Raw genomic sequence first — 13,542 nt, 5'->3', positions numbered from 1 at the left:
TATGAGTCATCCGTACAATTCTATCTTACAGCATGTAGGAATAAGATTTTACCACTGTATCGATAATGCCTCTTAATCCCGCAGGCACTGCCTCAGGCTCAGTACCCACTTTATAATCAAAAGTTTTCCCGGCAATCCGGACTTTACATTCTCCAGACTCTTTGTCTGTTACCAGGAATCCATGGTTCTTGCTGTCATCCATGTCCTTCTGGTTTGCAAACAGGGTAAACTTATCCTGATACGGAGCACTGTCATAGGGGCAGAAACTCTTGCAGTTTCCACACTCGTTGCACATATAATCCACGTGAATAATCTGATGTTTCACCATACCAGGCACCACAATGGATATATTTGCCCGGTTTGGACATACTTCCACACAGTTCTCACAGTAGCTGTTGCAGGAGAGGCAGCGATTACTGTCTGCAACCTTCGCATCCTCTTCCTTCAGATTGCCTTTTCTTCCGTAAACTTCCTCAGCAGGCGTCATGGTAGCAAAGCTGTTGTCATATTTTTTACCCAGAATCGCTTCTGCCGCCATCTTACCGTCACGGATACCTTCCACGATTGTAGCCGGTCCGTAAACACAATCTCCAGCCACATATACACCATCCAGAGATGTTTCCATAGTCTCCTGGTTCACCAGAGCCCGTCCTCTTTCATTTACCTGAATTCCATTTGCTTCATAGAATCTTGTCGGAACCTTCTCACCTACGGCCGCAATAACTGTATCCGCAGGGACAAGGACAGTTTCCTCCGTTTCGATAACACTGCGGCGTCCGCTTGCATCATAGTCTCCAAGCCTCATCTTTTTACAGATCAACTGGCCATCCTCCATTTTAACAGGAGCGAGCAGTTCTGCAAAATCAATACCGTCTTCGATAACCATCAACAGTTCCTCTTCATCAGCCGGCATATAGCGTTTGGTTCTGCGATAAACAAGAGAAACCTTTTCTACGCCCTCGTTTCTCTTCGAAGCTCTGGCAACATCCATGGCAGTATTACCACCACCGATAACTGCAACAGTCTTACCGAGGTTTACATGACCATTTGTTTCATTGAAATCTTCCAGGAACTCAATTCCATTATAGGTCTCTTTTCCATCCAGAACCAGATTTCCTCTGTCGGCAGCTCCTACAGCCAGAATCACATAGTCATACTCTTTTCTTAATTCATCCAGACTTTCTACAGCTGTGTCGTTAATGAAGTTTACACCCATAGCTTTAACTAACGCTACGTCTTTATCAATATCTTCATCTGTCATGCGGAATCCGGAGATTGAATTACGCGGAACACCGCCCATCTTTGATTTCTTTTCAATAATGGTCGCCTGCATACCGCCTCTTGCCAGGAAGTACCCTGCTGCAAGTCCTGCCGGGCCTCCACCGACAATCACTGCTGTTTTATCAGTTGTGATTTCCGGTTTATCCAGCTTTGCAATCACTTCATCGTATCCGCCTTTTGCAGCCTCTAACTTACATCTGCGAATATTCACAGGTGTTTCATAAAAATTACGTGTACACTTATTCATACAGGTGTGCGCACAGATTGTCCCTGTAATAAATGGCAAAGGATTCTTGTCGAGAATAACCTCCAGGGCTTCTGCCATCTTACCCTGAGATACCAGTTTCATATAGGAAGTAATATCCTGATGAATCGGACACTGTTCTTCGCAGGGTGCTGTAAAGCAGTCTACAAGCGGCACCTGTTTTTTTAATTTTCTGGAGGGAAGCGGTTTAATTGCCTTTACATGATATTTATTCGTCTTTGCATTCTCCACAAGCGCTTCCGCTTTGGAAGCATCAACACCGGAAAACGGTTTAACCTCTTCATCCTCAAGAATCTTCGCAATTTGCTCGAATCTTTCATATCCGCCCGGCTTTAACAGGGTTGTAGCCATGGTCACCGGCCAGATACCGGCATCTATAATGCCTTTAATATTCATAGCGTCCGCACCGCCGGAATAAGAAATCCGAATCTTGCCGTCAAAGTCTCTGGCCAGATTTCTTGCTACTGACAAGGATAATGCATAGAGCGATTTACCGGACATATACATCTCTTCACCAGGCAGTTCACCTGCTTTGATATCAACCGGAAATGTATTGGTGATTTTCACCCCAAACTCCAGATGCTTCTTCTCAGCAAGATCCTGCAGGTGATGCAGCATAGGAATTGCATCCGCATACTGCAGATCATCCTTAAAATGGAATTCTCCGAATGCCACATAATCGTATCCCATCTCGTCCATGGTTTTTCTGGCATATTCGTAGCCCAACAGCGTCGGGTTACACTTGACAAATGTGTGAACATGCTTTTCTTCCAACAGATACCTGGCAATTCGCTCTATCTCCTGCGGAGGACATCCGTGCAGTGTCGAAAGGGTTGCAGAGTTTGTAATCTGCGGTCCGATTGCTTCCACATCCTTTAATGTCAGGTTTTCAAACTTATCAAGGTTCTCTTTCAGCCAGGTCTTACATTCTTTGTAAACGTCCGTATCAGAAGCATCTTTCAAACCTTCGATGAACTTGTCGATTTTCGGCAGCTTAATGCCTTCCAAATCATATCCGACAGACATGTTAAACTGGAATCCGTCAGCAGCCCCCAGACCAAACTCCTTGGAAATTGCTTTCAGAGCAAACCATGCCTTTACATACTCATCAAATGCCTGCGGTACATATAACTCTGTGGACCACTCTACATTATAACATTCATCATCTGCCTTAATACAAGGTTTGGCAACCGGAAGGTCCTCACCGTCCAACTTCTGGACAGTCTTCAATTCAAAGAAACGTGCACCTCCATAATAGGAAGCTATGATATTCTGAGCAAGCTGCGTATTCGGGCCTGCCGCAGGTCCCATCGGGGTTTCCAATTTCTTTCTGAAAATTTCATAATTACGCTCCTGATTCGCAACATACGGTCTGCGCATGCCAAATACAGTTCCCTGTTTATGCTCTTCCAATATCCATGTCATCAGGTTCGAAAATGAAATCGGGGTCATTCTATCACTCATCTTATTTTATTCCTCCTAGGTCGTATATGCTTTTATCCGTTGATACGGCTCCAAAGCTTCTTAGCCTCTTCTCTTACTTCAAATAATACTTTTTCTTCATCTATACCTGTCAGTTCACGATCTTTCATCAGAACTTTACCGTTACAGATTGTAGTAACGACATCTTTTCCGCTCATACCAAATAAAATGTGTCCGTTAACATTATCCGCATGCATTGGCGTAAGCGGGTTATAATCCATGATAATTACATCCGCTGCAGAACCCTCTTTTAATACGCCAAGCTGTTTCTCAAAGTATCTGTTTGCAATTTTTGCATTTCCTTCAAATAACATCTGAGGAACTTCAGACCATGCGGCATTAGCATCACACAGATGATGTTTATGCAGGATATTAGCCACCTTGTAAGACTCGGTCATATCATGTGTATATCCGTCAGTTCCAAGTCCCGTAAGAATACCTCTGTGAACGATTTCCATGGTCGGAGGACATCCGCAGGCATTTCCCATGTTAGATTCCGGATTGTGCACAACCATAGTATCCGTTTCTTTAATCAACTCCATCTCATGAGGATTTACATAGATGCAGTGTGCCAGCAGAGTCTTCTCACCCAGAATATTGCAGTCCATCAAACGGTCTACAATCCTCTTTCCATAGTTTTTCAGGCAATGGTGTAAATCCTCAATACCTTCTGCAACATGAATATGATATCCTACCTCTGCAGGCTTATTCGCAGCAGCAAATTCCATGGTCTCATCAGAAATTGTAAACTGCGCATGCATGCCCATCATACCGGCAATCATATCAGAATCATCCGCCAATGCATGACGAATCCATGCTGCATTCTCCAGAACTGCCTCACGGGACTTGTCCATGCCATCACGATCCGACGTCTCATAACACAGGCAGGTTCTCACTCCAAATTCTTTTGCCGCATCTTCTATTGCAAAGAGGCTGTCATGAATCTCACCAAAGCTTGCATGGTGATCGAAAACCGTCGTTACACCACTCTTTATTGAATCCATATACGTCGCGCGCGCGCTCTGCCTTGTGGACTCGTTGTTCAGATTGCGGTCAATGGTCCACCACTGCCCGTCTAGGATATCCAGAAAACCTTTTGGATTATATCCATTAATCGACAAGCCTCTTGCCATGGCACTGTAAATGTGTTCATGGGTATTGATAAATGCCGGCATAATCACCCCACCTTTTGCATCCACAAATTCCGCATCAGGATACAGTGCTTTCAATTCATCTGTAGTCCCCGTTTTTTTAATTACGCTGCCCTCGGCCGCCACAGCCCCATTCTCAATAAACGGATTTTCTGCGTCTCTGGTTATCAACCGTCCGTTTCCAATTACTAACATATACCTTTTCTCCTTTACTTTTTTGCTTTCCGTAACGTTTCTTTGAGTCTTCTTCCTCCGCTTGTGAATATTCATGGTCCTAACTTTTTTTGCACACATCCGGTCAATACAGAAAACCTGCCACCGGCAGCTTTCCTTGGATACTTTGGTATCCAAAAAATTGCACAAGATTCTGAATTTTTTCAAAAATTCGTACAATTTTCCTTTTAACAAGTAGGATAGAAGTCTCACGATATGTACATTTTATCACGCTTTATAAGCATTTGCAAGACTAATTACAATTTTTTTCAGTTTACCTAAATTTTTTTGTATTTTTCTATTGCATTTCGCTGATATTGGTGCTATGATGGGCACAGATGAGAGTGATGACAGCGAAAACCTAAAATTTATTTAGGTTGGTTTCATTTTAGTTGATCAGGAGATAATATGGCATGACTTATACTTTAGAAATTCTAACACAGCTAGCCGGGGGATTGGCAAAGCAATTCGGACCCGATTGCGAAGTCGTCATTCACGACTTGGCAAAGCATGACCTGGAGCACTCGATTGTCTATATTGTCAATGGTCATATTTCAAATCGTAAAGTTGGTGACGGTCCTTCAAAGGTTGTCTTAGAGACACTCCACAAAAATCCTGACAGGGTACACGATCATTTCAGTTATCTGACCCGTACTTCAGATGGGCGTATCCTGAAATCCAGTACCATGTATATCAGGGATGAGAAAAGTAAAGAGGACAGGAAGATTCAATATATTTTCTCCATTAATTACGATATTACCGCATTAATGACCATGGAACAGGCAGTCAGAAACATCATTGAAACAGAGCCCCAGGCAGGAAGACATCACGCCCCGGACCCAATCGTTCACAATGTAAATGATTTGCTGGACGCTTTAATTCAACAATCTGTAGATCTGGCAGGAAAGCCTGCCGCTCTGATGAATAAGGATGAGAAGGTTGCCGCTATTCAGTTTTTGAATGATGCGGGAGCTTTCCTGATTACAAAATCCGGCGATAAGATTTCGAAGTATTTCGGAATCTCAAAATTTACACTTTACAGCTACATCGATGTAAATAAGAAATGATGAACAGTAAATACGAGGAGGTATGTGAATTATGCATCAGGAAAAAATTCAATGGGCAGTGAACCATATGCCCCACAGTGAGGATAATCAGTTATCCGTCATGTCACTGGAAGCAGTTCAAAAAGCAAGAACCTTCCATCAGTCAATCCCCGGATATGCTCCGACACCGCTTGCAAAACTGGATGCCATGGCATCTTATCTGGGTCTGAAAGAAGTATATGTAAAGGATGAGTCCTACCGTTTCGGTCTGAATGCGTTTAAAGTCCTCGGAGGCTCTTTCTCCATGGCACGTTATATCGCAAAACAGACAGGCAAAGATGTATCGGAGCTTCCATTTAACGTGTTGACTTCCGAAGCACTTCGTAAAGAATTCGGACAGGCCACATTCTTTACCGCTACCGATGGAAATCACGGACGCGGCGTTGCATGGGCAGCCAACCGTCTCGGACAAAAATCTGTCGTATTCATGCCAAAGGGATCTACACAGACACGTCTGCAGCACATTTTGAATGAAGGTGCTACCGCTACGATTGAAGAGGTGAATTATGATGACTGTGTGCGTATGGCCGCAGATGCTGCTTCAAAAGTAGAGAATGGCGTTGTTGTGCAGGATACAGCATGGGATGGATATGAGGAAATTCCAGCCTGGATCATGCAGGGATACGGAACGATGGCTATGGAAGCTGATGAGCAGCTTGAAGCTTATGGCTGTGACAGACCGACCCATGTATTCGTACAGGCCGGTGTAGGTTCTCTGGCCGGTGCCGTGCAGGGATATTTCGCCAACCGTTATTCGGAAAATCCACCCACCGTTGTAGTTGTTGAGGCTGCGCCTGCTGCCTGTCTGTACAAGGGAGCCGCCGCCGGTGATGGTGATCTTCGTAAGGTTGACGGCGATATGCTGACAATTATGGCAGGACTCGCATGCGGCGAACCAAACACAATTTCATGGGATATTCTTAAAAACCACGTAAAAGTATTCATCTCCGCCCCTGACTGGGTTGCAGAAAAGGGTATGCGTATGCTGTCTGCACCAATTAAAGGAGATTCTCAGGTAGTTTCCGGTGAATCCGGTGCCGCTCCCTTCGGCGCTTTAGCGGCTATGTTAACCATGGATGAATACAAAGATTTAAAAGAAGCCATTGGATTGGATGAAGACTCCAGAATACTGCTCTTTTCTACTGAAGGAGATACTGACCCCGACCGCTATAAAGAGATTGTATGGGATGGAAAAAACGACAATTTCTTTGACTGATTACCGTACGAAACACATCTTTAGTATGTGCTTTGTATATACACCTGTTAACCAATTATAAATTGAGGAGGAACGAAGATGGATTTAAATAAGATTAAAGAAACAGCTCAGAATTATCAGGCTGACATGACAGCATTTTTACGCGGCATCGTACAATTCCCCGGCGAAAGCTGTGATGAAGAAGCTCATGTGAACAGAATCGCTGAGGAGATGCGCAAACTTGATTTTGATAAAGTTGAGATTGATCCGATGGGTAATGTAATGGGCTTTATGGGAACCGGCAAGACTCTGATTGCATTTGATGCTCATATCGATACCGTTGGTATTGGTAATAAAAATAACTGGAACTTTGATCCTTATAAAGGCTATGAGAACGAAACTGAAATCGGCGGCCGTGGTGTATCCGATCAGCTTGGTGGTATCGTATCTGCTGTATATGGTGCCAGAATCATGAAAGATCTGGGCCTGTTAAGTGACAAATATACAGTTATGGTAGTTGGTACCGTTCAGGAAGAAGACTGTGACGGACTTTGCTGGCAGTACATCATTAATGAGGATAAAATTCGTCCTGAATTCGTAGTTTCCACAGAGCCTACTGACGGCGGTATCTACCGTGGACAGCGTGGACGTATGGAAATCCGCGTAGATGTTAAAGGGGTTTCCTGCCATGGTTCCGCTCCTGAACGTGGAGACAACGCAATCTATAAGATGGCTGACATCCTTCAGGACATCAGAGCCCTGAACGAGAATGATGCTTCTGATGACACAGAGGTTAAGGGGCTTGTTAAAATGTTGGATGAGAAATATAATCCGGAATATAAAGAAGCCAACTTCCTTGGACGCGGTACCGTTACTACCTCTGAGATCTTCTTTACTTCTCCAAGCCGTTGTGCAGTTGCAGACTCCTGCTCTATATCGCTTGACCGCCGTATGACAGCAGGTGAAACATGGGAAAGCTGCCTGGATGAAATCCGCAGCCTTCCAAGCGTTAAAAAATATGGTGATGATGTAACCGTATCCATGTATGAGTACTCCCGCCCTTCTTATAAGGGTCTTACCTATCCGATTGAGTGCTACTTCCCTACATGGGTTATTCCTGAAGATCACGATGTGACAAAAGCCCTGGAGGAAGCCTACAAAGGACTTTACGGTGACAGCCGTATCGGAACCGCTGATACAGAAGCGATGAGAAAAGCTCGTCCTCTTACCGACAAATGGACCTTCTCTACCAATGGTGTTTCTATCATGGGACGTAATGGAATTCCCTGTATCGGTTTCGGTCCTGGTGCAGAAGCTCAGGCTCATGCTCCGAACGAAATCACCTGGAAAGCTGACCTGGTTGTATGCGCTGCTGTCTATGCTGCTCTTCCAACCATCTATTGTAAGTAATAATCCATTAAAAACAAAAGGAGATTTATAGAATGAAGACATTACAGGATTATATTGATAAGTTAAACAAATTAAACTTCAAAGAAATGTACAACAACGATTTCTTCCTGACATGGGAAAAAACTGACGATGAACTGGAAGCTGTGTGGACCGTAGCAGACGCTCTCCGCTTCATGCGTGAGAACAATATCTCCACGAAAGTTTTTGAAAGCGGCCTCGGTATTTCCCTGTTTCGCGATAACTCCACACGTACCCGTTTCTCATTCGCTTCTGCCTGCAACCTGTTAGGACTTGAAGTACAGGATCTCGACGAAGGCAAATCTCAGGTTGCTCATGGTGAGACTGTACGTGAGACAGCTAATATGATTTCCTTCATGGCGGACGTTATTGGTATCCGTGATGATATGTACATCGGCAAAGGTAATGCTTACATGCATGAAGTGGCTGATTCTGTAGAACAGGGTAACAAAGATGGCATCCTGGAGCAGCGTCCTACACTTGTAAATCTGCAGTGTGACATCGACCATCCTACCCAGTGTATGGCCGATATGCTTCATATCATCCATGAGTTTGGCGGCGTTGAAAATCTGAAAGGTAAAAAGCTCGCTATGACATGGGCTTACTCTCCTTCCTATGGTAAACCCCTCTCCGTTCCTCAGGGTGTCGTAGGCCTTATGACACGTATGGGCATGGAAGTTGTTCTCGCTCATCCGGAAGGATATGAAATCATGCCGGAAGTTGAAGAAGTCGCAAAGAAAAATGCTGAAAACTCGGGCGGTTCCTTCCGTGTGTCCCACGATATGGCCGATGCTTTCAAAGATGCTGATATCGTATATCCTAAGAGCTGGGCTCCATTTGCAGCTATGGAAAAACGTACGGATCTCTATGGAAAAGGTGATCAGGACGGAATCAACGCTCTTGAAAAAGAATTACTGGCTCAGAATGCAGAGCACAAGGACTGGTGTTGTACAGAAGATCTGATGAAAACTACGAAAGACGGAAAAGCACTTTATCTGCACTGTCTGCCGGCTGATATCAATGATGTAAGCTGCAAGGATGGTGAAGTTGAAGCATCTGTATTCGATCGTTACCGTGATCCTCTTTATAAAGAAGCAAGCTACAAGCCATATGTAATTGCAGCTATGATTTTCTTAAGTAAATTTGAAAATCCTGCTGAGATTCTGAAAAAGCTTGAGGTTCGTAAGGCACCGAGAATCTTCAAATAATCGGTCGGATAAATAAATTTAAGGGAGAACTATAATGGCGAAGAAAAAGCGGATTGTCATTGCACTCGGAGGTAATGCCCTTGGTAACACCCTCTCCGAGCAGATGGCTGCAGTAAAAATCACCGCAAAAGCGATTGTTGATCTGATTCAGGAAGACTGTGAAGTCGTAGTTGTCCATGGCAATGGGCCACAGGTGGGTATGATCAATAATGCCATGGCTGCACTCACCAGGGAAAACGCTGCGCAGCCAAATACCCCTCTTTCCGTTTGTGTGGCTATGAGCCAGGCTTATATTGGCTATGACCTTCAAAATGCGTTAAGAGAAGAATTGTATAACCGTAATATTAAAGATATGCCTGTAGCAACCATGATTACACAGGTACGTGTTGAAAAAGAAGATCCTGCATTCCAGAATCCTTCTAAGCCAATCGGTCATTTTATGACTCAGGAAGAGGCCCGGTTTGCGGAAGAAAATTATGGTTATGTAACCAAAGAGGACGCAGGACGCGGCTACCGCCGTGTGGTTGCCTCTCCAAAACCGGCGGAAATCGTGGAGATCGGAGCAATCCGTGCTCTGCTGGAATCCGGACAGCTCGTCATCGCCTGCGGCGGCGGCGGCATCCCGGTTACACTGGAGGGTAATCATCTTAGAGGCGCCAGTGCCGTAATTGACAAGGATTTTGCAAGCTGTCTGCTGGCAGAACAACTGGATGCAGATTTTCTGATTATCCTGACTGCCGTAGAAAAGGTTGCTATCAACTTCGGAAAACCGGAAGAAAAATGGTTGAATGATCTAAATTGCAGCGATGCAAAGAAATATATCGCTGAAGGACATTTTGCTCCGGGCTCTATGCTTCCCAAAGTTGAAGCTGCTGTACGTTTTGCAGAATCTAAACCTGGCAGAACCGCTTTGATTACTCTTTTGGAAAAGGCAAAAGAAGGAATTCTTGGAAACACAGGAACCCATATTCATCAGTAATCTGCTAAAAGCAGGGATGGTCCAAGAGCCGAAAACTCTGGAACCATCCCTGCTGTAATATCGGAAAAAAGATAGAAAGTGAGATAAAATGTCTGATACAACACATAAGCTAAAACGAAATGCCTCTCTTTTTGAATTGGATGGTATTCCAAAATTTTCACAATCACTGCCGCTGGCACTTCAGCATGTGGTCGCTATGATTGTTGGATGCGTAACACCTGTTATTATTGTTACCTCCAGCGCCGGAGTTTCTGCAAAGACACAGGTAATCATGATTCAGGCGGCTCTCATATTCTCGGCTGTATCCACACTCCTGCAGCTATTTCCAATTCGTCTTTTTGGAAGAAAAATCCAGTTAGGTTCTGGTCTTCCTGTTATTCTGGGAGTAAGCTTCGCGTATGTTCCCACCATGGTATCCATTGCAACAGATTACGATATCGGAACGATTCTGGGTGCCCAGATAGTCGGTGGCTGTGTTGCAATTGTTGCCGGATTGTTCATGAGTAAACTTCGACGTTTCTTTCCGCCGCTCGTAACAGGAACTGTCGTATTTACGATTGGCCTGTCTTTGTATCCTACGGCCGTAAATTACATGGCGGGAGGCAGTGACAGCCCTGATTTCGGTTCTTGGCAGAACTGGCTGGTCGCAGTTATTACACTGACCATCGTTACACTGCTGAATCACTTCGGTAAAGGTGTATGGAAGCTGGCCTCTATTCTGATTGGTATGGCTGCAGGCTATGTGATTTCCTTCTTTTTTGGGATGGTGGATTTTACAAGTATCGGCCAGGCTTCTTATGTACAGCTGCCTCATCTGATGCCTATTAAACCAACCTTTGAATTTTCCGCATGTTTTGCATTTGCAACATTATTCGCCATAAATTCGATTCAGGCAGTAGGTGACTTTTCTGCCGTAACCTCAGGAGCCCTGGACCGGGATCCCGAAACGAAAGAACTTCAGGGAGGTATCGTAGGTTTTGGTATCACCAATATTATATCCGCTTTATTCGGATGTCTCCCTTCCAATCCATATGGACAAAACGTTGGTATCGTTACTACTACCAAGGTTGTAAATCGCTGTGTATTAGGTTTGTCTGCTTTAATTCTTCTGATTGCAGGAATTATACCTAAATTTTCGGCTATTCTCACCACTGTGCCCTACTGTGTATTAGGTGGCGCTACCGTCGGTGTATTCGCTTCTATTGCGATGACAGGTATGAAATTGGTTGCCTCAGATGGTATGAGCCCCCGCAGTACCTCTATCGTAGGTCTTGCCGCTGCTCTGGGCGTGGGTGTGTCCGAGGTAAATGGTGCCCTTGCCGCATTCCCTGCATGGGTGACCACTGTATTCGGAAAATCTCCAGTCGTAATTGCCACAATTGTGGCAGTACTGTTAAATATGATTATTCCAAAGGATAAAAAGCTCGAAGAAACTGACAGAAATTAGCCTACAAAGAAGCCGGAAAACATCTGCATATTGTAAGCAGATGTTTTCCGGCTTCTTTGTAGAAACTTAAAAGATCTTTCTTCCTCCGACGAATTTATGAATAACTCCATCGTCACCAGACAAATACAAAAATCTTTCCAGCCTTTCCCTGATTTCCAGATGTTGGGGATGAGGGATTCTGCTTTCGTCCAGTATAAGTGCATCGCACTCGTAGTCTTCTTCAAAGCTCCCAACCTTGCCAAAGAAACTTCCCCCACCCTTTGTTCCCATAAAAAATGCTTCTTCCATAGTAATTGGCTCCATCTGTTCATCAAGCATACAATATCGCAGTTTCGATACCTGTATGGCGTCTGTCATAGCGCGGAAAATGGATAAAGTTGCTCCTCCGGCCACGTCTGAACCCAGACCTGTATTCATGCCCTCGTCCAGATACAGACGAACAGGTGCAGCACCTGAACTCAGGTTTTCATTTGACTGGGGACAATGAGCAATATAGACACCTCTTTCCTTCATGAGCTGTATCTCTTCAGGCGAAGAATGTACGCAATGAGCCATAATTGTAGGTGTCTCCCCGCCAAAAAGCCCAAATCTGTCATATGCCTCTCCATAAAACCTGGAATCAGGAACCAGTTCCCTCACCCATGCAATCTCTCCCCTGTTTTCGGAAAGATGAGATTGTACAGGAACCTGGAATTCCTTCTGAGCATCGGCTAACATCCCCATAAGCTCATCTGAGCAGGTAGGGATGAATCTGGGGGTAATAATCGGCTTCACATGCTCATATGCATCTTTCGTATCCTTCAGCCATTGTACTGTCTGCGTCGCGGAACTTAAGGCATCGGACTCACACAAGTAATCCGGACTGTTCCTGTCCATGTTGACCTTTCCAACATATGCCCGGATTCCGGATTCCTCAATCAGCTCCATCAGTAATTTGGTTGCCGGTACATGCAGCGTCGCGAATATACTGGCTCTGGTCGTTCCACCGCGTCTTAAATCCCCTGCAAAGATCCGATAGGCCTTTCTGGCATACTCCAGATCTTTATATTTACTTTCCTCCGGGAAGGTATTGGTATTCAGCCATTCCAGAAGTTCCAGATCCATATGCAGTCCACGGAAGGAATACTGGGGAGCATGGACATGCAGATCCGTCAGTCCGGGTATAATCAGCTTCCCGTTGTAATCCTCCATTGGAAAATCTTTATATTGTTCCGGAATCTGCTGAAACACTCCTTTTATCAGGCCATTCTCACATACTATGAATCCATCAGAAACGGTCTTCAGGGTATGTTTATCTATACTGTAGCAGATATCACCTTTCAGAATTCTTGTTCTTTTTGAATATTCCATAGCTCCTCCTCCCGGTGGATCCGGGCTGTCCAGTCAGCTTAAGCCTCTGCAATACATTCGATTTCTACTTTTCCATCTTTTGGCAAAGCAGCTACTGCAAAGCAGGAACGTGCGGGATTATGTCCTTCAAAGAATGCACCGTAAATCTCATTAACCTTTGCGAAATCTCCCATATCTGTGAGGAAAATTGTAGTTTTAAGTACCTTGGATTTATCTGTTCCTGCAGCTTTCATAATTGCATCCAGATTCTTTAAGGAATTTTTAGCCTGCTCTTCCACATCTGCCGGAATCTCTCCTGTGCTCATATCAAATCCCAACTGACCCGAGATGTAAAGTGTGCCGTTACTCTTTACAGCCTGTACATAAGGTCCGATTGCTGCTGGTGCTTCTGTTGTGTTAATAATTTCTTTAGCCATAATAATCTCCTTTTCTTTTAG

10 protein-coding genes are annotated in these 13,542 nt (G+C 44.5%); 6 read left to right on the top strand and 4 right to left on the bottom strand.

Features of this window, described 5'->3' with window-relative positions:
- Positions 1-25: 25 nt before the first annotated feature.
- A complete protein-coding gene (gene ygfK, locus KNL20_RS06380) occupies positions 26-3,010 on the bottom strand; it encodes a putative selenate reductase subunit YgfK (protein WP_230399771.1) in 2,985 nt (994 codons plus the stop codon).
- Positions 3,011-3,042: 32 nt separating this feature from the next.
- Positions 3,043-4,374 carry a putative aminohydrolase SsnA gene (gene ssnA / locus KNL20_RS06375; RefSeq protein ID WP_230399770.1) on the bottom strand — a complete coding sequence of 444 codons (1,332 nt, stop codon included), beginning with the start codon at positions 4,372-4,374 and terminating at the stop codon, positions 3,043-3,045.
- 431 nt (positions 4,375-4,805) lie between these two features.
- Between ssnA and KNL20_RS06370 the strand changes: the two genes are divergently transcribed.
- From KNL20_RS06370 to KNL20_RS06345, 6 genes are all read left to right on the top strand, one after another.
- Positions 4,806-5,459 carry a helix-turn-helix transcriptional regulator gene (locus KNL20_RS06370; protein ID WP_230399769.1) on the top strand — a complete coding sequence of 218 codons (654 nt, stop codon included), beginning with the start codon at positions 4,806-4,808 and terminating at the stop codon, positions 5,457-5,459.
- 31 nt (positions 5,460-5,490) lie between these two features.
- Positions 5,491-6,714, top strand: a complete 1,224-nt coding sequence (gene dpaL / locus KNL20_RS06365) for a diaminopropionate ammonia-lyase (RefSeq protein ID WP_230399768.1) — start codon at positions 5,491-5,493, stop codon at positions 6,712-6,714.
- A 78-nt stretch (positions 6,715-6,792) separates the two neighbouring features.
- Positions 6,793-8,103 (top strand): YgeY family selenium metabolism-linked hydrolase, encoded by a 1,311-nt coding sequence (locus tag KNL20_RS06360; protein ID WP_230399767.1) that lies wholly within the window; start codon positions 6,793-6,795, stop codon positions 8,101-8,103.
- 32 nt (positions 8,104-8,135) lie between these two features.
- Positions 8,136-9,329 carry a knotted carbamoyltransferase YgeW gene (gene ygeW, locus KNL20_RS06355; protein WP_230399766.1) on the top strand — a complete coding sequence of 398 codons (1,194 nt, stop codon included), beginning with the start codon at positions 8,136-8,138 and terminating at the stop codon, positions 9,327-9,329.
- Between the two features lie 31 nt (positions 9,330-9,360).
- Positions 9,361-10,308 carry a carbamate kinase gene (gene arcC, locus KNL20_RS06350; RefSeq protein WP_230400050.1) on the top strand — a complete coding sequence of 316 codons (948 nt, stop codon included), beginning with the start codon at positions 9,361-9,363 and terminating at the stop codon, positions 10,306-10,308.
- Between the two features lie 88 nt (positions 10,309-10,396).
- Entirely contained in the window at positions 10,397-11,755 is a 1,359-nt protein-coding gene (locus tag KNL20_RS06345; protein ID WP_230399765.1) for a uracil-xanthine permease family protein, read from the top strand.
- A 66-nt stretch (positions 11,756-11,821) separates the two neighbouring features.
- Here KNL20_RS06345 and KNL20_RS06340 read toward each other — a convergent pair whose 3' ends face one another.
- On the bottom strand, positions 11,822-13,105 hold the full coding sequence (locus KNL20_RS06340; protein ID WP_230399764.1) for an amidohydrolase family protein: 1,284 nt from the start codon (positions 13,103-13,105) through the stop codon (positions 11,822-11,824).
- A gap of 38 nt (positions 13,106-13,143) precedes the next feature.
- Positions 13,144-13,521: a RidA family protein gene (locus KNL20_RS06335; protein ID WP_230399763.1), complete on the bottom strand. Its 378-nt coding sequence runs from the start codon at positions 13,519-13,521 to the stop codon at positions 13,144-13,146.
- Between the last annotated feature and the right edge of the window lie 21 nt (positions 13,522-13,542).

The sequence above is a fragment of the Novisyntrophococcus fermenticellae genome, from assembly GCF_018866245.1.
GTDB classification, from domain to species: domain Bacteria; phylum Bacillota; class Clostridia; order Lachnospirales; family Lachnospiraceae; genus Novisyntrophococcus; species Novisyntrophococcus fermenticellae.
The sequence above is the reverse complement of the archived record's forward strand: the minus strand, read 5'-3'. Positions and strand labels throughout refer to the sequence as shown.

Coding starts and splice junctions, on each gene's coding strand:
- ygfK (WP_230399771.1), bottom strand. CDS start 3,010: ATGAGTGATAGAATGACCCCGATTTCATTTTCGAACCTGATGACATGG.
- ssnA (WP_230399770.1), bottom strand. CDS start 4,374: ATGTTAGTAATTGGAAACGGACGGTTGATAACCAGAGACGCAGAAAAT.
- KNL20_RS06370 (WP_230399769.1), top strand. CDS start 4,806: ATGACTTATACTTTAGAAATTCTAACACAGCTAGCCGGGGGATTGGCA.
- dpaL (WP_230399768.1), top strand. CDS start 5,491: ATGCATCAGGAAAAAATTCAATGGGCAGTGAACCATATGCCCCACAGT.
- KNL20_RS06360 (WP_230399767.1), top strand. CDS start 6,793: ATGGATTTAAATAAGATTAAAGAAACAGCTCAGAATTATCAGGCTGAC.
- ygeW (WP_230399766.1), top strand. CDS start 8,136: ATGAAGACATTACAGGATTATATTGATAAGTTAAACAAATTAAACTTC.
- KNL20_RS06345 (WP_230399765.1), top strand. CDS start 10,397: ATGTCTGATACAACACATAAGCTAAAACGAAATGCCTCTCTTTTTGAA.
- KNL20_RS06340 (WP_230399764.1), bottom strand. CDS start 13,105: ATGGAATATTCAAAAAGAACAAGAATTCTGAAAGGTGATATCTGCTAC.
- KNL20_RS06335 (WP_230399763.1), bottom strand. CDS start 13,521: ATGGCTAAAGAAATTATTAACACAACAGAAGCACCAGCAGCAATCGGA.